This is a genomic window from Actinoplanes sp. 13 (assembly GCF_056134165.1).
The window spans coordinates 108,082-128,921 of the sequence record NZ_JBVYOQ010000009.1 but is presented as its reverse complement, the minus strand read 5'-3'; the positions used below and the strand labels follow the sequence as shown (position 1 = coordinate 128,921).

Genomic DNA, 20,840 nt, shown 5'->3' with positions numbered 1-20,840 from the left:
CGGATCGGCGTTCGTGACACCGGTCGCCGTGGCCCGGCGCCGACAGGGTGACCAACCGCTTCAGCCCGGCGGCCGCGCTGCGGCCCGGCTCCGGCAGATGGCCGCGGTGTAGCCAGGGGGACTCGTCCTGGCCGTACCGAAGAAGGTGAAAGCGGCCCGGCAGAGAGAGTGACCGGGCCGCTCAGGGGGATCACCAGCCGGATGGGGGCGCCTCGATGTGGACGGCCTTGGTCACCGTCATCTCGTCGAGAAGTTCCGGGCCGTACCCGAAGCCCTGCCCGCTGCCGCGACGCGGATGCGCGGCGCCGCCCGGTGCGCCGCCGAAGACCGCGTTGATCTTCACGGTGCCGACCGGGAGTTCGCGCCAGGCCTGCTGCGCGTGGCTCATCGAGGTGGTGAGCACGGTCGCCGCGAGGCCGTACGGCGAGTCCGCGGCCTTCTGCAGGGCCGACTCGAAGGAGTTCACCGTCACCACCGGGGCGACCGGGCCGAACGTCTCCTCCCGGACCACCGCCATGTCGTCGGTGCAGTCGGCGAGCACGGTCGGCGGATAGAAGGCGCCGGGGCCGTCCGGCACGGCGCCGCCGCAGACCAGGCGCGCCCCGTCGGCGACCGCTGCCTGAACCTGGCCGTCGACGGCGGACCGCAGCCGGTCGTCGACGAGCGGGCCGATCTCGGTCGTCCAGCGGGCGGCCTCGTCGGCCAGCGCCGCGACGAACGGGCCGGCGACCGCGGAGTGCACGTAGATCCGTTCGACCGCCACGCAGATCTGCCCGGAGTTGACGAACGCGCCGAGCGCCACCTGCTGCGCGGCCCACCGCGGGTCGACGCCCTCGTCGACGATCACCGGGTCGCTGCCGCCGTTCTCGAGCAGCGCCTTCGCCCCGGTGGCGGCACAGGCCGCGGCGATCGCCCGGCCGGTCGCCGTCGAGCCGACGTGGGCGACCACGTCGACCTCCGCGGCGGCTAGTGCCGCGCCGACCGGCCCGTCGCCGTTGACCAGGGACAGCACGCCTTCCGGCAGGTGCGGGGCGAGCAAGTGGGTGAGCCGCCAGCCGGTGGCCGGGGTGCGCTCGCTGGGCTTGTAGACGACGGTGTTGCCGGTGACCAGCGCGGCGCCGAGCAGGCCGCAGGAGACCGCGACCGGATCGTTCCACGGGGTGATCACCGCGACCACGCCGCGGGGGCCGTACGCCATCAGGTCGATCGCCTCGTCGTTGCCGGCCAGCGCGCGGCCGCGGTGGGTCGGGCCGAGTTCGGCGTACTGGCGCAGGGTGCCGACGCCGGCGCCGATGGAGTCGCGGGCGCCGTCCACCGGTTTGCCCATCTCGGCGGCCATGATCTCCGCGAGGTCGCCGGCGGCGGCCTCCAGAGCGTTCGCCGCGGCGTGCAGTGCGGCGGCCCGGGCAGCGGGTGCGGTCCGGGCCCAGGCGGGTGCGGCGGCGCGGGCGGCCTTCACGGCGGCGGCCACGTCGGCGTCGGAGGAGACGGGCACCCGGGTGACCGGGCTGTCGTCGCGGGGGTCGGTGACCGTCAGGGTGCGCCCGCCGGTGCCGGGCGCCCAGGTTCCGTCGATCAGCTGCTCGATGTCGTACATGGCCCCCGAGTACCACACTGCATCGAATGAAAACGTGACAGATGGCAACTATCTAGTTGCTCACAGTACCTATCAGTGCAGGTCATGGCGGCCATTACCCCGGCCGCCGGTTTTCTCGGAGAAGTCGATGATCATGTGAGTATCCGCAAATTTCCGGGGTAACCGGCCGCTATGCGAGTACTCGGGATCAACGCGATCTTCCATGATCCAGCGGCTGCCGTGATCGTCGACGGCCGTGTCGTGGCGGCCGCCGAGGAGGAGCGGTTCAGCCGCCGTAAGCACGGCAAACGTCCCGTGCCGTTCTCCGCCTGGGAGCTGCCGGAGCTGGCCGCGGCCTGGTGCCTGGAGGCGGCCGGCCTGAAGCCCGGTGATCTGGACGCGGTTGCGTACTCCTTCGACCCCGACCTCTGCCGTGACCCGGCCGAGGTGGGCATCAACGACCCGTGGGACCACCTCCGCGTCGACTATGCGCGGCGGGCGCCGCAGTTCCTGGCCACCGCTCTGCCCGGCCTCGACCCGGAGCAGGTGCGCTTCGTGCCGCACCACGTCGCGCACGCCGCGTCAGCCGGGCTCAGCGTGGAAGGCCCGAGCGCGGTGCTGGTCCTGGACGGGCGCGGCGAGGCCGCCAGCCACCTGTCCGGCGCGTTCCGGGACGGACAGCTGGAGACCTTCCGCAGCCAGGAGCTGCCGCACTCGCTGGGCCTGCTCTACGAGGACCTCACCCGGCACCTCGGGTTCATGCACTCCAGCGACGAGTACAAGGTGATGGCCCTGGCCTCGTACGGCCGGCCGAAGTTCCTCGGCCTGCTCCGCGAGCTGGTGCACGCCAACGACGACGGCGGCTTCACGGTCGAGCGGATCGACTGGGACGCCCTCGCGAAGTCCCGGACCGCCGACGGTGAGATGACCGAGGCGCACGCCGACCTGGCCTCCAGCGTGCAGGTCCGCCTCGAGGAGGTGCTGCTCGACCTGACCCGGTGGACGTACGAGCGCTCCGGCGGCCTGAAGACCCTGACCATGGCCGGCGGCACCGCGCTGAACTGCGTGGCCAACGCCCGGATCGCCGCCGAGGGCCCGTTCGACCGGGTCTGGGTGCAGCCCGCCGCCGGCGACTCGGGCACCGCCCTGGGCGCCGCCCTCGCCGTCACCGGGGAGCACATCCCGTTCGGCTCCGCCGCGCTCGGCCGGGGCTGGTCGGACGAGGAACTGGAGGCCGAGCTGAAGCGGGCCGCCGTGCCGTACACCCGGCCGGCGTCGATCGCCGCCGAGGCTGCCGAGGTGCTCGCCCGCAACGGCATCGTCGCCTGGTACCAGGGCCGCAGCGAGTACGGCCCGCGCGCTCTGGGCCACCGCTCGCTGCTCGCCCACCCCGGCGACCAGCACACCCAGACGCGGATGAACGACGTGAAGGGCCGCGAGCAGTTCCGCCCGATCGCGCCGATGGTCCGGGCCGAGCGGTTCGACGACATCTTCGAGGGCGTCTACCCGAGCCCGTACATGCTCTTCGTGCACCGGGTGAAGCCGGAGTGGAAGGACCGCATCCCGGCGGTCACCCACGTCGACGGCACCGCCCGGGTGCAGACCGTGCACACCGACACCGAGCCGCTGGTCGCCGAGATGCTCGCCGACTTCGAGCGGCGCACCGGCCTGCCGGTGGTGGTGAACACGTCGCTCAACACGGCCGGCCGCCCGATGGTCGACACCCCGCGCGAGGCCCTGGAGCTGTTCGGCTCGGCGCCGGTCGACCTGCTCGCGATCGGCCCGTTCGCGGTGCACCGGAGGACGACTTGGACGGCGTGAGCATAGTCGTCCCCACCCTCGGGCGGCCCAGCCTGCAGGAGTTGCTCGCGGCGCTGGGCCCGCTGCCCGACGGCTTCGAGCTGATCGTCGTCGACGACCGGCCGGATCGGAGCACCCCGCTCGAGCTCGGTGCGCACGCCGGCGGCGCGAAGGTCGTCACCGGGCGGGCCGCCGGGCCGGCCGCGGCGCGCAACGCCGGCTGGCGCGCGGCCCGGCACGAGTGGATCGCCTTCCTCGACGACGACGTGCTGCCCGACCCGGGCTGGCCCGAGGCGCTCGCCGCCGACCTGGGCGACGCCGGCCCCGAGGCCGGGGGAGTGCAGGGCCGGCTGCGGGTGCCGCTGCCGGCGGACCGCCGGCCGACGGACTGGGAGCGGGTCACCGCCGGGCTCGCCGACGGCGAGTGGATCACCGCGGACATGGCCTACCGCCGTGCCGCGCTGGAGCGCACCGGCGGCTTCGACGAGCGTCTGCCGCGCGCTTTCCGGGAGGACGCCGAGATCGCCCACCGGGTGCGCGGCGCGGGCTACGAACTGCGGCGCGGCCATCGATGCGTGACCCATCCGGTACGACCGGAGCACCGCTGGATCAGCCTGCGCACCCAGCGCGGTAACGCCGACGACGCCCTGCTGCGCCGCCTCTACGGCCCGCACTGGCGCGCCGTGCTCGAGATCCCGCCCGGCCGCCGGCGCCGCCACGCGGCGGTGACCGCGGCCGGGGCCACCGCGCTGGTCTGCGCCGCCGCCGGCCTGGTCACCGGGCGCCGGGGCTGGTCGGCAGCGGCAGCCGTGGCCGGCGCCGCCTGGGCGGCCGGCACCGCCGAGTTCGCCGCCGCCCGGATCCGGCCCGGCCCCCGGGACCCGCGTGAGGTCACCACCATGCTGCTGACCAGCGCGGCGATCCCACCGGTCGCCGTCGGCCACTGGCTGCGAGGCTGGTTGCGCTGGCGGGACGCGGTGCGGATGCCCGCACCGGAAGAGATCCTCGGCCGGCCCGCGGAGGCCCGCCGGTGAGCGGAGCCCTCTACGACGCGGTGCTGCTCGACCGCGACGGCACGCTCGTCGTGGACGTCCCCTACAACGGCGACCCCGCCCTGGTCGAGCCGATGCCCGGCGCCCGGGCGGCGCTCGACCGGCTCCGGGCCGCCGGACTGCGGCTGGGCGTGGTCACCAACCAGTCCGGCCTGGCCCGCGGCCGGTTCACCGCCGAGCAGCTCGAAGCGGTGAACCGCCGCGTCGAGGAGCTGCTCGGCCCGTTCGACACCTGGCAGATCTGCCCGCACGACGACACTGCCGGCTGCCGGTGCCGCAAGCCGGCGCCGGGCATGGTCAGCGCCGGCGCGGCGGCCCTCGGCACCACGCCGGCCCGCTGCGTGATGGTCGGCGACATCGGCCGCGACGTGGAGGCGGCCCTGGCGGCGGGCGCCACCGGCATCCTGGTGCCGACCGCCGTCACCCTCCCGGCCGAGGTGGCCGCCGCGCCGCACACCGCCGTCGACCTGGCCGCGGCCGTCGACCTGATCCTCACCCGGCAGGCGCTGGTCACGCCGGCGCCGCGGCCCGGCCGGCCCCGCACGGTGCTGGCCGTCCGCTCCGACTCGGCCGGCGACGTGCTGGTCACCGGGCCGGCGCTCCGGGCCCTGACGGCCGGCGCCGACCGGGTGGTGCTGCTCTGCGGGCCGCGCGGCCGGGCCGCCGCCGAGCTGCTGCCCGGTGTCGACGAGATCGTCGAGTGGCGGCTGCCCTGGATCGACCCGGAGCCCGGACCGGTCGACCCGGCCGACGTGCACGCGCTCACCGAACGGCTGCGCGCCGTCGGCGCCGACGAGGCGGTGATCTTCACGTCGTTCCATCAGTCGGCGCTGCCGCTGGCGTTGCTGCTGCGCACCGCCGGGGTCGGCCGGATCACGGCGATCAGCGAGGACTACCCGGGCAGCCTGCTGGACGTCCGTCATCGCGTACCGGACGGCCTGCCCGAACCGGAGCGGGCCCGCAGCGTCGCGGCGGCGGCGGGATTCGCCCTCCCCGAGGGCGACGACGGGACGCTCGCGGTGACCGCGCCGCCCGCCGCGCCCGGCGGTTACCTGGTGGTGCACCCCGGAGCGAGCTGCGAGGCCCGGTCCTGCCCGCCGGAGAACCTGCGCCGCGTGGTGGCCGCCCTCGCTGCCGAGGGGCACCGGGTCCTGGTCACGGGCGGCCCGGCCGAACAGGAGCTGGCGTCGTTCGTGGCCGGGACGGCCGGGCACCCCACCGGCGCCATGTCCTTCGGCGAGCTGGCCACGCTGCTGTCCGGCGCCGCCTGCCTGATCGTCGCCAACACCGGCCCGGCGCACCTCGCCGCGGCCGTCGGCACCCCCGTCATCAGCCTGTACGCCCCCACCGTGCCCTACGGCCAGTGGGGTCCCTACCGCGTGCCGGCGGTCCGGCTCGGCGATGCCGCCGCGGCCTGCCGGAACACCCGCGCCACCCGCTGCCCGGTCCCCGGCCACCCCTGCCTGGGCACCGTCGAGCCGCGGGACGTCCTGGAGGCGGTACGCCGGATCGGCGTGCCCGTCTCCCCTCAGCAAGAGAAGGTGGCTGCCGCGTGAACATCCTGCTCTGGCACGTGCACGGCTCCTGGACGACCGCGTTCGTCCAGGGCAAACACCGCTATCTCGTGCCGGTCAACCCGGCGCGTGACGCGTGGGGCCGTGGCCGTGCCCGAACGTTCGACTGGCCGGACACGGTGGAGGAGCTTCCGCTGGAGGAGATCCGCGACGTCGACGTGGCGATCGCCCAGCGTCCCGAGGAGCTCGACCTGATCCCGCCGCACGTGCCGGTGATCTACGTCGAGCACAACACGCCGAAGGGTGACGTGCCGTTCAGCCGGCACCCGCTCGCCGACCGGGACGACGTGATCATCGCCCATGTCACGCACTTCAACGAGCTGTTCTGGGACTGCGGCAACACCCGGACCACGGTGATCGAGCACGGCATCGTCGAGCCCGCCGCCCGCTGGACCGGCGACCTGGAACGGCTGGCGATCGTCACCAACGAGCCGGTCCGGCGCGGCCGGGTCACCGGCACCGACCTGTTCCCCCGGTTCGCCTCCGTCGCCCCGCTCGACGTCTTCGGGATGGGTGTCACCGGGCTGCCCGGCGCCACGGTCTTCGAGGATCCGCCGCAACACGTCATGCACACCGAGGTCGCCCGGCGGCGGGCCTATCTGCACCTGTGCCGGTGGACCTCGCTCGGCCTCAGCCTGATCGAGGCCATGCAGATGGGCATGCCGGTGCTCGCCCTCGGCACCACCGAGGCGATCGCCGCCGTCCCGCCGGAGGCCGGAGTGCTCTCCACCCGTGTCAGCGCGCTCGTCGACGCCGCGCAGTGGCTGATCGACGAGCCGGACGAGGCGGCCCGCCTCGGCGCCCGCGCCCGGCAGGTGGCGCTCACCCGGTACGGGCTCGACCGGTTCCTGGCCGACTGGGACCGGCTCCTGGAGGAGGAAATGTGCGCATCGCGATGATCTCGGAACACGCCAGCCCGCTCGCGGCGCTCGGCGGTGTCGACGCCGGCGGGCAGAACTCGCACGTGGCCGAACTGGCGGCGGCGCTCGCCGGGCACGGCCACGAGGTGCGCGTCTACACCCGGCGGGACAGCCGGGACCTGCCGGCCGTGGTGCCGATGGGGGAGCGCGTCGACGTGGTGCACGTGCCAGCCGGGCCGGCCGAGACGCTGCCCAAGGACGAGCTGCTGCCGTACATGGGGGAGTTCGCCGATCAGATGGCCGCGGACTGGCGCGACGAGTGGCGCCCGGACGTCGCCCACGCGCACTTCTGGATGAGCGGGCTGGCCACTCTGGAGGCCGGCCGCGCCCGCGGGGTGCCGGTCGTGCAGACGTTCCACGCGCTGGGCTCGGTGAAGCGCCGGCACCAGGGCGCAGCCGACACCAGCCCGCCGGAGCGGGTCGCGTACGAGCGCCGGCTGGGCCGCGAGATGGACCGGGTGATCGTCCAGTGCCGCGACGAGATCGCCGAACTGGCCCGGCTCGGCGTGCCCCGCTCGAGGATGGACCTCGTCCCCTCGGGGGTGAACACCGAACGCTTCCGCGCCACCGGACCGGCTGTGCCCCGCGCCTCGGGACGCCTGCGGATCCTGACCGTGGCCCGGCTCGTCGAGCGCAAGGGCATCGAGGACACCATCCGGGCGATCACCGCCGTGCCGAACGCCGAGTTGGTCGTGGTGGGCGGGCCGCCGGCCGCGGAACTCGCCCACGACCCCTACGCCCGGCGGCTGCGGGCCCTCGCCGAGCACTGCCGGGTGGCCGACCGGGTCACCCTGGTCGGCGCGGTCCCGGCCCACGAGATGCCGCGGTGGTACCGCTCCGCCGACCTGCTCGCCGCCACCCCCTGGTACGAGCCGTTCGGCCTGACCCCCCTGGAAGCCATGGCGTGCGGGGTGCCGGTCGTGGCCACCGCGGTCGGCGGGCTCAGCGACACCGTGGTCGACGGGGTCACCGGCGACCTGGTGCCGCCGCGCGACCCGCGCGCCCTCGGGGCGGCCCTGCGCCGGCTCGCGAGCGACGAGATGCGGCGGTACGCGTACGCCGCGGCCGCCGCCGACCGGGCCGCCGCCTCCTACTCCTGGCCGCGCGTCGCCGAGCGCCTGGCCGCCGTCTACTCGACCGTCGCCGACCTGGAGGTCCTCGCATGAGCCCGCTCGACAGTCACCTGAACGGGCTCGCGGCGGCCATCGAGCCGTTCCGCGAGCGGGCCGGCGTGCTCGAGGTCTGGGGCGCCCACCTGGCCCGCCACCTGGGCAGCGGCGGCCGCCTGCTGGTCGCCGGCAACGGTGGCAGCGCCGCCGAGGCCCAGCACCTCGCCGCCGAGCTGGTCGGCCGGCTGCGCGACGAGCGGATGCCGCTGTCCGCGATCGCGCTCACCCCGGACTCCTCGGCGGTGACCGCGATCAGCAACGACTACGGCTTCGACGAGGTCTTCGCCCGCCAGGTGCGCGCGCACGGCCGCCCCGGCGACGTGCTGCTGGTGCTCTCCACCAGCGGCCGCAGCCCGAACCTGGTCCGCGCCGTCGAGGCCGCCAAGGACGCCGGCCTGCACACCTGGGCCATGGTCGGCGAGGCCCCGAACCCGCTCGCCGACGCCTGCGACGAGACGCTGGCCTGCCCGTCGCCGGACAGCCAGGTCGTCCAGGAGCTGCACCTGGTCGCGGTGCACGTGATGTGCACCTACCTGGACCGGTACCTCATCCCTTTCGTCAACCAGAACCGGAAGGAGATGGCCGCCGTATGAGACTCGTCATCGTCGGCGACACCCTCCTCGACCGCGACGTCGAGGGCACCGTCCGCCGCATCGCCCCGGACGCCCCGGCGCCCGTCCTCGACGAGGAGCAGGTGCGCGAGCGCCCCGGCGGCGCCGGACTGGCCGCGCTGCTGGCGACCGGGCACGGTCACCGGGTCGCGCTGGTCACCGCGATCGCCTCGGACGCCGCCGGCGCCCGCCTCACCGAGCTGCTCACCGCCGCCGGCGTCGAGGTGTATGCCCTCCCGCTGCCCGGCGCCACGCCCGAGAAGATCCGGCTGCGCGCCGCCGGTCAGGTGCTGCTGCGCCTGGACCGCGGCGGCGAACCGCAGCCGCCCGGCGACGTGCCGCCGGCCGTGCTGGACGTCTTCGCCGACGCCTCGGCGATCCTGGTCAGCGACTACGGCCGGGGCGTCGCCCGGCACCCCGTGCTGCGCGCCGCCATCGAGGGGGCGAAGGCGCCGGTGGTGTGGGACCCGCACCCGAACGGCCCGCCGCCGGTGCCGAACGTCAGCCTGGTGACGCCCAACGAGAGCGAGGTGCGGCGGCTCTCCGGCGACGCCGGGAACGGCTCCGGGCTGTCCACCGCCCAGCGCGCCGGTCAGGCGCTGCGGCAGCGATGGCGGGCCGGCGCGGTCGTGGTGACCCGCGGTGCGCACGGCGCGGTGCTCTGCCACTCCGGTGCGACCCCGCTGGTGGTGCCGTCGCCGGCGGTGTCCGCCGGGGACACCTGCGGCGCCGGCGACCGGTTCGCCTCGGCTGCGGCGCTGGCCCTGGCCAACGGCCGGCTGGTCTCCGAGGCCGTGCAGGAGGCGGTCACGGTGGCCAGCACCTTCGTCGCCGCCGGTGGCGTCCAGGCCGCCCTCGAGCCGTCGCCGAAACCGGCCGAGGGCGGGCGGATCGGCGCCGACCAGGCCGGCCGCCTCGTCGCGGAGACCCGGGCGCGCGGCGGCACCGTGGTCGCCACCGGCGGCTGCTTCGATTTGCTGCACACCGGCCACCTGGCCACCCTGCGCGCGGCCCGCTCCCTCGGCGACTGCCTGATCGTCTGCCTGAACAGCGACGACTCGGTGCGGCAGCTGAAGGGCCCGGACCGCCCGCTCACCGCCCAGGCCGACCGCAGCGGGTTGCTCGCCGCCCTCGACTGCGTCGACGCCGTCGTGATCTTCGACGAGACGACGCCGGAGGCGGTGCTGTCCTGGCTGCGCCCGGACATCTGGGTCAAGGGCGGCGACTACGACTCGCTGCCGGAGACCGAGCTCGTCGAACGCTGGGGCGGGCAGACCGTGATCGTGCCCTACCTGGACGGTCGCTCCACCACGAAAACCATCGCCGAAGCACGCAGGAGGTAGGGAATGGACGCAGTCATCGTCACCGGTGGATCGAGCGGCCTGGGCGCCGCCGTCGTCGACGCCGTGATCAAGGGCGGCGGCACCCCGTACGTCATCGACCGGCAGAAGCCCGCGCACGGCGTCGAGTGGATCGAGTGCGATCTGGCCGACACCCGGGCCGCGGAGAAGGCCACCCGGGAGCTCATCGCCCGGGCCGGCGGCGCGATCAGTGGCGTCGTCACGGCGGCCGGCATGGACGTGCCCGGCGCGCTGGCCGACATCCCCGGCGAGACCTGGGACCGGATCGTCATGATCGACCTACTGGCCACCGCCGCGGTGATCCGGGCCGCGCTGCCCGAGCTGAAGCAGTCGCACGGCGGGGTCGTGACCATCTCGTCGACCCTGGGGATCAAGGCGGTCTCCGACGCCACCGCGTACTGCGCGGCCAAGTTCGGCGTGGTCGGCTTCACCCGCGCGCTCGCCGCCGAACTCGCCGGCGAGGTCAACGTCACGCTGCTCATCCCCGGCGGCATGCGGACCAAGTTCTTCGACGAGCGCGACGCCAAGTACAAGCCGGGACCGGACGCGATCCTCAACGACCCGGCGAACGTGGCGGCGGCCGTCCTGTTCGCGCTCAACCAGCCGGCCGGCTGCGCGGTCCGGGAGCTGGTCGTGGCGGCGGAGCAGGAGACGTCGTACCCGTGATCCTGGTCCTGCGCGCGCTCGGCGTGGGAGACCTGGCGGCCGCGGTGCCCGCACTTCGCGGGCTCCGCGCCGCCTTCCCCGGCGAGACCCTGAGCCTGGCCGCGCCCACCTGGCTCACCCCGCTGATCGACGCGGTCGGCGGCATCGACCGGGTGGTGCCGGCGCGCGAGCTGGAACCGCTCGACAACGCCCCGGCGGCGCCCCGGCTCGCGGTGAACCTGCACGGCTCCGGGCCCGAGTCGCACCGGCGGCTGCAGGCGCTGCGGCCGTCACGGCTGTGGGGCTTCGCCAGCCCCGCGGCCGGGCACCTCGACGGTCCTGGCTGGCGCGACGACGAGCACGAGGTGCAGCGCTGGTGCCGGCTGATGCGCTGGTACGGCGTACCCTGCTCGGAATCGGATCTTGATCTTGCCGTGCCGCCGGCGGACGTCCCGGCCGGAGTGACGATCCTGCACCCCGGCGCCAAGTCGCCCGCCCGGCGCTGGCCCGCGGACCGGTACGCCGCCGTCGCCCGCCGGTTGCGCTCGGCGGGCCACCGCCTGCTGATCACCGGTTCCCCCGCCGAACACGACCTTTGTGTACGCGTCAGCGAACTCGCCGGGCTGGACGCCTCCGCCGTCCCCCGCACCGACATGGCCGAACTCGCCGCCCTGGTGGCCGGTGCCCGCCTCGTGATCAGCGGTGACACCGGGATCGCGCACCTGGCCACCGCGTACCGCACCCCGTCGGTGGTGCTGTTCGGGCCGGTCTCCCCGCGGCGCTGGGGCCCGCCCCCGGACCGCCCGTGGCACCGGGCGATCTGGCACGGCATCCGCGACGAACGCGGCGATCTGCCCGGCCCGGTTCATCCGGCGCTTCTCGCGGTAACCATGGAGGAGGTCCTCTCCGCCGTCGAGGAGGTGCAGCATGCGACTGCGGCGCAGTGACCCGTCGTCCCCCGGCCTCGGCCGGCGGCGCGCGGGCAAAGGATTCAGCTATCTGGACCGGGACGGCAAACCGCTGCCGTCCGGCTCCGCCGACGTCCGGCGGATCACGGAACTCGTCATCCCGCCCGCCTGGAAGGACGTGTGGATCTCACCCGACCCGCGCGGCCACATCCAGGCGACCGGCGTCGACGACGCGGGCCGCAAACAGTACCTCTACCACCCGGAGTGGCGTACGCGGCAGGACCGGGTGAAGTTCGACCACGCCCTCGAGGTGGCCGCCCGCCTGCCGGAGGTGCGCGAGAAACTCGACGAGGCGCTCACCGGCCGCGGCCTCGGCCGTGAACGGGTGCTCGCGGCCATCGTCCGGCTCCTCGACATGGGCATGTTCCGGGTCGGCGGCGAGGACTCCGCCGCCCGCGAGGAGGATCCGTCGTTCGGGCTTTCCACGCTGCGCCCCGACCACCTGCGTGGCAAAGGCGGCTGCGTCCTGCTGGAATTCACCGGCAAGTCCGGCGTCTCCCACTCGGCAACCGTCGGCGACGGCGAGGTCTGCGCGGTGCTGAAAGATCTGAAACGCCGCCGCCGCGGCGAGGACCGGCTCTTCGCGTACTGGGACGCCGGTCGCAAGCGCTGGCAGGAGGTCCGCGCCGACACCATCAACGAATACCTCAGGGAGGTCAGCGGCGAGCAGATGTCCGCCAAGGACTTCCGGACGTGGCACGGCACCGTGCAGGCCGCGGCCACCCTGGCCGCGGTCGGCCCGCAGCCCACGAAGGCGAAACGGAAGAAGGCGGTGGCGCAGGCCTCCCGGGAGGTCGCGGAGTTGCTCGGCAACACGCCCACAGTGGCCCGCAACTCGTACATCGACCCGCGCGTGATCGAGCACTACGAGAAGGGAAACGTCGCCTCGGGCGAGGAGGAGGTCCTCGACCTCCTCAGCGATTCCTGAACGCCGACCCGGCGACACCGGCCTCAGCATCGGCGGCCCGGCGCGCCCCGGCCGGGCTTCCGCGTCCGGCCGGACGCGTGTCGCGGGAGCGGCTGTCAGGGCAGGCGGTCGATGAGCTCCGCCGCCCAGTCCACCGCGACCTGCGCCTGGACCGGGGGGCCGCCGTAGAGACCGTTGACGATCAGCCAGATGCGGTCCGCCAGCAAGGCGTCACCGCCGGACTCCTCGACCAGGCGGTCCACCCGGGCGCGGCTGTCGGTCAGGTACGTCTTGGCCACCCGGGCCGGCTCGTCGTCCTCGCCGGGGAACTCGGTCAGATAGTTGCGGAAGGCGCATCCCCGGTATCCCGGCCGGCGCACCTCTTCGGCGATCTCCCCGATCAGCGCGGTCAGCCGCTCGGTGGGGGTGCCGGACCAGCGCAGGGCCTCGGTGACCCCGCGTTCGCGCTCCTGGCGTGTCAGCCGCAGATAGGCCGCCGCCAGCTCCGCCTTGCTGGGGAAGTGCCGGTAGAGCAGGTTCTTGCCGCAGCCGGCCACCTCCACCACCTGCGCCATCCCGACCGCGCGGACGCCGTGCTCGTAGAAGAGCCCGGCGGCGGCGGTCAGAATCGTGTCGCGGGTGCCCGGGGTGGGCCGGCGTGCCATGGCGGCAGTTTAGCGGACCGGTCGGTCCATCATCGTGGCCGCGCGCCGGTGACCGAACGGAATCGCCACCGGCACGCACCCCTCGACGTGCCTGAGCCGCTCCGGGCCGACTGAGATCCAGCTAGAACGCTACCCCGGCGGTGTGCCGTCGCACGGCCTCGCGGCCCTGATCGCCCGGAAGGAGATCACCCCGCGGCGCCGAGATCCACCACCCGGTCGACCAGGTCCAGGCCTTCCGCGCGGTGCGCGAGGACCAGCACGGTACGACCGGACGCCGCGTCCAGCAGATCCGCCATCAGCTCCCGCGCGCCGGCCTCGTCGATACCCTCGGTCGGCTCGTCCAGGATCAGCAGCCCCGGATCGACGAGCAGCGCCCGCGCCGTGGCAAGTCGCCGCTGCTGCCCGCCCGACACCGTGCTGCCGCCGGTGCCCAGCCAGGTGCCCAGCCCGTCCGGCAGCCCGGCGAGCCACCCGCCCAGCCCGACGCGGTTCAGCGCAGCCACGAGCTCCGGGTCACTCGCGCCGGGAGAGGCGAGACGCAGATTCTCTCGTACGGTCGAAGCGAAGACATGACCCGTCGCCTCACCGACCAGCGCGACCCGCCGCCGGAATCCGCCCTCCGGCAGCGCCGCGATCGGCGTCCCGTCGATCTCGACCGTCCCGGCCCGCGGCGTCAGCAGCCGGGCCAGCACGGCCGCCAGCGTCGACTTGCCCGAGCCGGACCGACCGGTGATCGCCGTCCGCGATCCCGCCGCCAGCTCCAGATCGAACCCGTCGAGCGCCGGCGCCCGCTCCGGATCCCACCCGGCGACGAGTCCCTCGACCCGCACCACACACCCACCACGCCCGAAATCGATCACCGGCTCGTCGTCCGTGCGCGGCTCGTCGTTCGTCGCCGTTCCGGGCTCCGTGGTCATCGCGGCCACCCGCTGCTCGGCGCCCACCGCCTGCCGTCGCGCGATCGCCGCCTCCGGCAGCGCCACCACCGTCTCGCCCAGCACGATCATGCCGAGCAGCAGCACCGCGCTCCACTCCGCCGACAGCCCCGCACCGGCCAGCGCGAGCGCGGTCCCGGCCGCTGCCGCCCCCCACCCGGCGTGCGCCAGCGCCGCGGCCAGCCCGGCCTCCCGCGCCGCCCGCGCCTCCAGGTCCGCGAGGGTCCGGCTTCTCTCTTCGGGTACGCGCAGCCGACCGGAACCGGCACCGATCTCCTCGACGCCGTCCACGGTCTCCACCACCGCGTCCCGCAGTTCCGCCCGGGCCTTGCCGGTGGCCGCGTCCAGCCGGGTCACCTGCCGGGCCGCCACCATCGGCGCCACCACGCCCGCGGCCAGCACACCGATCGCCAGGGGCAGGAGCACCGCCGGCGCCGTCAGCCCCACGACCAGTCCCGCAACCGTGATCGTCACCGCCGCCGCCAGGGCCGGCAGTCGTCCCCGGAGCAGCCCGTCGACCTGCGCGTCCACGTCGTCGACGAGGCGGGTGAGCAGGTCGCCACGCCGGGGGGCCCGTCGCCCCGGCACCCGCGGTACCAACAGTCGATAGACGTTCGCCCGGCGCCGCCCCAGCCTGGCGAACGCGAGATCGTGCGAGACCAGCCGCTCCAGATAGCGCAGCAGCGGCCGGGCCACGGCACTGCCGCGCACCAGCACGACAGCAGTCGACAACGAGAGCACCGGAGGCAGCGACGAGGCCCGGACCAGCAGCCAGGCCGCCGCCCCCGTCAGCAGGATCCCCGCCAGCGACGACCCGGCCCCGAGCGTGACCGCCGTCCCCGGCCGCCGGGCCCACTCCCGCCACGCGCCCGCTGTCCGCCCCGCCCCGCGGTCGCCACCACTCCCGGAGCCGGCTCCGTCCCCCCTGTCGCCGGAGCCGGCCTCGTCCCTACGGCCGGCTCTCGGCGCTGCCGCGCGAGTGTCGGCCCCGCTCGGTGAGCCGGCCAACCCCACCCGGCCGGCCGCCAGCGCTGTTTCGGCGGCGGCGGAACTGCTCTGCGAGCCGGCCGGGTCCAGCCGACCGGCGTCGGGGGCGAGGGCCGGACCGGCGGTGAGGGCCGGACCGGGGGACCGGAGGTCGACGATGCGGTCGGCGGCGGCGAGCAGGGCCGGCCGGTGCGCCACGACCAGAACCGCACACCCGAGGGCCGCGAACTCCCGCAACCGCGAGACGACCACCCGCTCCGACCACGCGTCCAGGTGCGCCGTCGGCTCGTCGAGCAGCAACGTCACGACCGCCGCCGAACCGGCCTGCCGCACCGCCGCCATCTCCGTCTCCGCCCGGTGCAGCAGAGCCGCCAGCGCGAGCCGTTGCCGCTGCCCCGACGAGATCCCCGCGCCGTGCTCGCCCAGCGGGGTCGTCCCACCGACCTCACCGCCGAGCCCGACAGCACGCAACGCCGCCCTGATGTCCCCGGCGCCGGTGCCGGCCGGGAAGACTTCGGCGACCGTCCGGGCGTGCGGCAACACGGGCCGTTGCGGCAGGTAGAAGGTCCGCCCGACCGCGATCGCCGCGGCTTCCGCCGGATGCAGTCCCGCCAGCACCCGCAGGGCCGTGCTCTTCCCCGCGCCCGACGGCCCCCGCAACGCGACCATCTCGCCGCCGCGCACACCGAGCTCATCCAGCCGGACCGCGTCGCTGGGCGCCCCCGGGTATCGAGCGCGCAGCCCCGCCACCCGCACCCCCCACCGCCCGGCCGCCAGCCTCGTGAGCTGCAGCCGTACCTCTCCCGAAGCCGCCGATGCGCGCAAGACCTCAGCAGAGGGCTGGAGCACAGCCGCAGTGGGAGACAAAGCCGTGGAGGACGGGCCTGTGGAGGGGGCGGAGGGCACGGAGGAAGCCGGGGCCGGAGAACCGGGCCCGGCCAGGATCAGGTCCACATCGGCGATCACCGCCGTGGCGTCCGTGGAAGCGTGATAGCGCGCCGCCATCTCCCGCAGCGGCCGGTAGGCCTCCGGCGCCAGCAGGATGACCAGCAACGCCGGCCCCAGCTCCATCGTCCCGGCCGCCACCCGCAGCCCCGCCTGCACCGCGACCAGCCCCACCGACAGGGTGCCGACCAGGTCGAGCGCCGTCGACGACAGGAAAGCCACCCGCAACACCCGCAGGGTCGCCCGCCGGTGCCGGTCGGTCAGCCCGGCGATCACCGCGATCTGGCGCTCGGCCCGGCCGTACACCTTCAGGGTCGGCAGCCCGCGCACGACGTCGAGGAAGTGGCCCGCCAACCGTGAGTCCGCCGCCCAACGCTGCTGGGCACGCGCCTGCGTGGCCCATCCGACCAGCGCGCCGAGCAGCGGCAGCAGCGGCAGCGTGCAGATCGCGATGACTGCCGACGCCGGGTCCACGACCGCCATCACGACCACCACCAGCGGCGGCAGCACCACGCCGAGCACCAGGGCCGGCAGATATCCGGAGAACCACGGCCGCAGCGAGTCCAGCCCGCTGCCCAGCACCGCGGTGAGCCGCCCGGCCCCGAACGACGCCACCCAGCCGGGCCCGCGCCGCACGACGGCCCGCAGCAGGGACCGGCGCAGTTCGTCGGTCACCCGGGCCGCGGTGCGCCGGGCCACCACCTGTTCCGCCCAGGCCAGGGCGCCCCGGACCGCGAACGCTGCGGCCAGGGCCACGACCGCGACGGTTCCGGTGCCGGTGACGATCCCGCACAGCGCGACCGCGACGGCGAGGGTGGCCGCCGCCTGCCCGGTTCCGATCAGCGCGAGCCACACCACTCCGGCCCGGCTCGCGCGAGCGTGCCGCAGCAGCCGCGGGTCGACCGGCCCGCGCCGCCGCGCCGGGGGAGCGGGTTCGGCCGCGGGGCCGGGGGCGCGGGCGGGTGCCGCGGTCGCCACGCTCATGACGGCACCCGCTCGCTGGCCACCCGCCGCCGGAACACCCAGTACGACCAGACCTGATAGACCAGCACCCCGGGAAGGATCAGCACGCCGGCGACGGTGAGGATCCGCAGCGCCTCCGGCCCGGCCGCGGCCGACTCCCGGGTCAGCGACCACGCCGGGTCGAGCGTGCTGGCCAGGACCACCTGCCCGTGCACCGTGAAGACCGAGACGACCGCCGCGACCACCCCGGCCGCGACCGCCGCGAACGCTGTCGCCTCCCGGTGGCGCCGCGCCTGGAGGCCGGCCACGAAGACGAGCGCCGCCGCCAGGAGCACCACCCGCGAGCCGGTGCTGACACCGGTGACGAGCAGGGCGGCCGCACCCGCCGTGCCGGTGTGCCGGGCCAGGTCGCGGGCCCGCCGCCGCACCGGCCCGGTGGTGCGCAGCGCCAGGAACGTGGCGCCGAGCAGCACCGCCCCGAGCAGCCCGGCCAGCGCGCCGAGTCCCGCCGCCGGTGTGACCAGCGGCCCGAGGCTGCGGGCGAGTCCCGTGCCGGTGACCTCGCCGTCCGCGCCGAGCGCCAGCCCGTGCACGAGGATGCCGAGCACGGCGCCCCAGAGGGCCGCGATCCCGGCCGAGCTGCCGGCGAGCAGCAGGTCGCAGCGCCGCCGCCAGGACGTCGAGTCGTGCTTGCCGCGGAACTCCAGGGCCACCCCGCGGACCGCGAGCAGCAGCAGGATCAGCACCATCGGGAGGTAGAGTGCCGACATCAGGGCCGCGTACCAGTCCGGGAACGCCGCGAAGGTGACGCCGACCGCGGCGACCAGCCACACCTCGTTGCCGTCCCAGAACGGCCCCACCGTGCGGATGACCGCGCCGCGCTCGTGCTCGTCCCGGCCGAGCACCGGGTTCAGCATCCCGACCCCGAAGTCGAATCCCTCGAGGACGAAGTAGAGCACCCAGGCCAGCACGAGGACCACGAACCAGAAGGTGATCACAGCAGGTCTCCTAGTAGGCCGGAACCGGCTCGGCGGCGTCGGCGCCGGCGTCGGTCGTGGGCGAGGACGGCGGGTCGAGCGGCTTGCGGGACAGGAACAGCACCAGCCGGCACCACGCCACCGCCAGCAGCCCGTAGATCAGCGTGAATCCGGCCAGCGACACGATCACCTCCGCCGACGTCAGTCCCGGCGAGATCCCGTCCGCCGTCTTCGAGATCCCGAACGCCAGCCAGGGCTGCCGCGCGGTCTCCGTGAAGATCCACCCGAACGTGTTGGCCGCGGCCGGCAGCGCCGGGGCCAGCAGGGCGAACCGCCGGAGCCACCCCGGCGTCCCCTGTCCGGGCCGCAGGAAACGGGGGAGCAGCCGGGAGATGAGCGGGACCCGGAAGGCGCGCCCGGACGACCACAGGTGGAAGGCCGCCAGGATCATCCCGAGCACGCCGACCCCGATCATCAGGCGGAAGGTCCAGAACGCCACCGGGATCATCGGCACGTAGTCGCCGGCGCCGTACAGCGCCTGGTACTCCGCCTGCAGGTCGTCGATGCCCTGCACCGTCCCGCCGAACGACCCGGTGCCCAGGAACGACAGCAGTCCGGGGATCTCGATGGTGAAGAACGGCCGGTCCTGCCCGAGCGACCCGATCGCGAAGATCGAGAACGGCGCGCCGGTGGTGGTCTCGTAGAGCGCCTCGGCCGCGGCCATCTTCATCGGCTGCACCGAGGTCATCACCTTGCCGAGGTGGTCGCCGCTGATCGCGGTGACCGCGCCGCCGATCAGCATGGTCCACGCCCCGATCCGGGACAGCGTCCGGAACGCCGGGTCGGCGGCGACCCGCCAGATCCCGATGGCCATCAGCAGCCCGCCGCCGGCCATCGCGGCCCCGCCGATGGTGTGCGGGAACGCGGCGAGCACGACCTCGTTGGTCATCAGGCCGGTGAAGCTTGTCAGGTGGGCCCGCCCGGTGTCCGGGTCCAGCGCGTACGCCACCGGGTTCTGCATGAAGGAGTTGGCCGCCAGGATGATGTACGCCGAGAGCAGCGTCCCCACCGCCACCACCACGATGGTGGCCGCGTGCAGCCGGCGCGGCAGCCGGTCCCAGCCGAAGTACCACAGCGCCAGGAACGTCGCCTCCAGGAAGAACGCGAGCATCCCCTCGATGGCGAGGGTCGGCCCGAACACGTCGCCGTAGAACCGGGCGAACGCGCTCCACCCCAGGCCGAACTGGAATTCCTGCACGAGCCCGGTCACCACGCCCACCGCGAACGTGACGATCAGCAGCTTGCCGACGAACTTCGTCAGCAGCAGGAGGCGTTCCCGCCCGGTCCGCATCCAGGCCAGGTGCAGTCCCGCGGCCGTGCAGGCCAGGGCGATCGACACCGGCACGAACAGGTAGTGGTAGATCGTCACGACCGCGAACTGCAGTCGCGTCAGGTCGAGCACATCCATGACAGCCCCCTACGACGTCTCGTAGTAGATACTACGTCGTGTAGTACGACACGGTGCAGTAGGATGGGACACATGGCGATGGGGGACCTCGAACGCGAGGTCATGACGAAGTTGTGGGACGCGCGCGAGCCGCTCACCGTCCGGCAGGTGCACGAGCTGCTCAGCCGGGACCGCGACCTGGCGTACACGACCGTGATGACCGTCCTCGACCGGCTCGCCAAGAAGGGCCTGGTCCTGCAGCAGAAAGCCGACCGGGCATACCGGTACGCCCCGGCGCAGACCCGCGAGGAGATGACCGCCGGTTTGATGCTGGACGCGCTCAGCGCCAGCCCCGACCAGGACGCCGCCCTGGCCTACTTCCTCGGGCAGCTGCCCCCGGAAGCGATCGAAGCGGCGATGAAGCGCACCACCGAGAGGTGACCGCCCTCCTGCTCGGCGCGCTGGGGCTCACCCTCTCCCTGGTGGTGCCCGGCATCCTGGCGAGCGCCCGCTGGCCCGACCGCGCCCCGGTCGCCGCGGTGCTGCTCTGGCAGTCGCTCACCCTGACCGCGGTGCTCTGTGCCCTCGGCGTCGTGCTCGCCGCTCCCGAGGAGCTCACCCGGGCAGCCGGCGCCCGGCACCCGGAGACGGTGGCCGCACTCCTGTTCTCCCTCGCGGTGGCCGCCATCATCGTGATCCGGCTGCTGATCTCGCTCGGCAAGGTCAGCTACCGGGCCCGGGCCCGGCGCGCCCGGCACCGCACGCTGGTCGACCTGCTCGACCGGATGGAGCGCCAGGACGAGGTGCGCGTCCTCGACGGCCCGCTCCCGCTGGCCTACTGCGTGCCCGGCCGGTCCCCGCGCGTCGTGCTCAGCGACGGCGTCCTACGGGTCCTCGACGCCGCGCAGATCGACGCGGTCCTGGCCCACGAGCGGGCCCACCTGCGGCACCACCACGAGTTGGTGATGGAGTCGTTCACCGCCTTCTACCAGGCGGTCCCTCGGCATCTGCGGAGCAAGAAGCCGCTGGACGCCGTACACCTGCTGCTGGAGATGGTGGCCGACGACGCCGCGCGGCGCCGCACCGGGCCCCAGCCGCTGCGGGCCGCGTTGTCCCGCCTGGCCGACGCCGTCCCGCTGACCGAGGGGGTCACCGCGGACCCGGCGGGGGAGTCCCGGCGGCGGCGCCTGGCCCGCCTGGACGGCCCGGCGCACACGTCCACCCTGCTCACGGTGGCCGGCGCCGGTGCCGCAGCCGGACTGCTGGTGTTACCCACCGTGATCCTCGTGGTGCCCTGGCTGGACGCGGCCCTCAATGCGTGGCCGATCAGGTGATCCC

General features: G+C 74.6%; 17 protein-coding genes. 12 read left to right on the top strand and 5 right to left on the bottom strand.

Annotated elements, in window-relative coordinates; all coding sequences use genetic code 11:
* Positions 1–190: 190 nt before the first annotated feature.
* Positions 191–1,597 carry an aldehyde dehydrogenase family protein gene (locus AC0NH5_RS20150; RefSeq protein ID WP_474405971.1) on the bottom strand — a complete coding sequence of 469 codons (1,407 nt, stop codon included), beginning with the start codon at positions 1,595–1,597 and terminating at the stop codon, positions 191–193.
* 171 nt (positions 1,598–1,768) lie between these two features.
* Between AC0NH5_RS20150 and AC0NH5_RS20145 the strand changes: the two genes are divergently transcribed.
* Genes AC0NH5_RS20145 through AC0NH5_RS20100 form a run of 10 tightly spaced genes read left to right on the top strand, consistent with a single transcriptional unit; the run spans position 1,769 to position 12,604 of the window.
* Entirely contained in the window at positions 1,769–3,397 is a 1,629-nt protein-coding gene (locus AC0NH5_RS20145; RefSeq protein ID WP_474405969.1) for a carbamoyltransferase family protein, read from the top strand.
* A complete protein-coding gene (locus AC0NH5_RS20140; RefSeq protein ID WP_474405966.1) occupies positions 3,394–4,410 on the top strand; it encodes a glycosyltransferase family 2 protein in 1,017 nt (338 codons plus the stop codon). Before AC0NH5_RS20145 ends, AC0NH5_RS20140 begins: the two co-directional genes overlap by 4 nt.
* The gene (locus AC0NH5_RS20135; RefSeq protein WP_474405963.1) at positions 4,407–5,984 is read left to right on the top strand and encodes an HAD-IIIA family hydrolase; all 1,578 of its coding nucleotides are present in this window, start codon (positions 4,407–4,409) and stop codon (positions 5,982–5,984) included. Before AC0NH5_RS20140 ends, AC0NH5_RS20135 begins: the two co-directional genes overlap by 4 nt.
* Entirely contained in the window at positions 5,981–6,901 is a 921-nt protein-coding gene (locus AC0NH5_RS20130) for a glycosyltransferase (RefSeq protein ID WP_474405960.1), read from the top strand. The genes AC0NH5_RS20135 and AC0NH5_RS20130 overlap by 4 nt, the downstream gene beginning before the upstream one ends.
* Complete coding sequence (locus tag AC0NH5_RS20125; protein ID WP_474405957.1) at positions 6,886–8,088, top strand: glycosyltransferase; 1,203 nt, start codon at positions 6,886–6,888, stop codon at positions 8,086–8,088. Before AC0NH5_RS20130 ends, AC0NH5_RS20125 begins: the two co-directional genes overlap by 16 nt.
* Entirely contained in the window at positions 8,085–8,684 is a 600-nt protein-coding gene (locus AC0NH5_RS20120) for a D-sedoheptulose-7-phosphate isomerase (protein ID WP_474405954.1), read from the top strand. Before AC0NH5_RS20125 ends, AC0NH5_RS20120 begins: the two co-directional genes overlap by 4 nt.
* Entirely contained in the window at positions 8,681–10,045 is a 1,365-nt protein-coding gene (locus AC0NH5_RS20115; RefSeq protein ID WP_474405952.1) for a PfkB family carbohydrate kinase, read from the top strand. The genes AC0NH5_RS20120 and AC0NH5_RS20115 overlap by 4 nt, the downstream gene beginning before the upstream one ends.
* 3 nt (positions 10,046–10,048) lie before the next feature.
* Positions 10,049–10,729: an SDR family oxidoreductase gene (locus AC0NH5_RS20110; protein ID WP_474405950.1), complete on the top strand. Its 681-nt coding sequence runs from the start codon at positions 10,049–10,051 to the stop codon at positions 10,727–10,729.
* Positions 10,726–11,655: a glycosyltransferase family 9 protein gene (locus AC0NH5_RS20105; RefSeq protein WP_474405948.1), complete on the top strand. Its 930-nt coding sequence runs from the start codon at positions 10,726–10,728 to the stop codon at positions 11,653–11,655. The genes AC0NH5_RS20110 and AC0NH5_RS20105 overlap by 4 nt, the downstream gene beginning before the upstream one ends.
* Positions 11,636–12,604, top strand: a complete 969-nt coding sequence (locus tag AC0NH5_RS20100; RefSeq protein WP_474405945.1) for a DNA topoisomerase IB — start codon at positions 11,636–11,638, stop codon at positions 12,602–12,604. The genes AC0NH5_RS20105 and AC0NH5_RS20100 overlap by 20 nt, the downstream gene beginning before the upstream one ends.
* A gap of 95 nt (positions 12,605–12,699) precedes the next feature.
* Here AC0NH5_RS20100 and AC0NH5_RS20095 read toward each other — a convergent pair whose 3' ends face one another.
* The 4 genes from AC0NH5_RS20095 to AC0NH5_RS20080 form a co-directional block, all read right to left on the bottom strand.
* Entirely contained in the window at positions 12,700–13,248 is a 549-nt protein-coding gene (locus AC0NH5_RS20095) for a TetR/AcrR family transcriptional regulator (protein WP_474405942.1), read from the bottom strand.
* A gap of 185 nt (positions 13,249–13,433) precedes the next feature.
* Positions 13,434–17,099 (bottom strand): thiol reductant ABC exporter subunit CydC, encoded by a 3,666-nt coding sequence (gene cydC, locus AC0NH5_RS20090; RefSeq protein ID WP_474405940.1) that lies wholly within the window; start codon positions 17,097–17,099, stop codon positions 13,434–13,436.
* On the bottom strand, positions 17,096–18,076 hold the full coding sequence (gene cydB / locus AC0NH5_RS20085; protein WP_474405938.1) for a cytochrome d ubiquinol oxidase subunit II: 981 nt from the start codon (positions 18,074–18,076) through the stop codon (positions 17,096–17,098). The genes cydC and cydB overlap by 4 nt, the downstream gene beginning before the upstream one ends.
* A 10-nt stretch (positions 18,077–18,086) precedes the next feature.
* Positions 18,087–19,523 (bottom strand): cytochrome ubiquinol oxidase subunit I, encoded by a 1,437-nt coding sequence (locus AC0NH5_RS20080; protein WP_474405936.1) that lies wholly within the window; start codon positions 19,521–19,523, stop codon positions 18,087–18,089.
* A 72-nt stretch (positions 19,524–19,595) separates the two neighbouring features.
* Here AC0NH5_RS20080 and AC0NH5_RS20075 point away from each other — a divergent pair, with 72 nt between their 5' ends.
* Together AC0NH5_RS20075 and AC0NH5_RS20070 are read left to right on the top strand one after the other, a co-directional pair.
* Positions 19,596–19,943 carry a BlaI/MecI/CopY family transcriptional regulator gene (locus tag AC0NH5_RS20075; RefSeq protein WP_474405934.1) on the top strand — a complete coding sequence of 116 codons (348 nt, stop codon included), beginning with the start codon at positions 19,596–19,598 and terminating at the stop codon, positions 19,941–19,943.
* On the top strand, positions 19,940–20,836 hold the full coding sequence (locus AC0NH5_RS20070; protein ID WP_474405931.1) for a M56 family metallopeptidase: 897 nt from the start codon (positions 19,940–19,942) through the stop codon (positions 20,834–20,836). The genes AC0NH5_RS20075 and AC0NH5_RS20070 overlap by 4 nt, the downstream gene beginning before the upstream one ends.
* Positions 20,837–20,840: the final 4 nt, after the last annotated feature.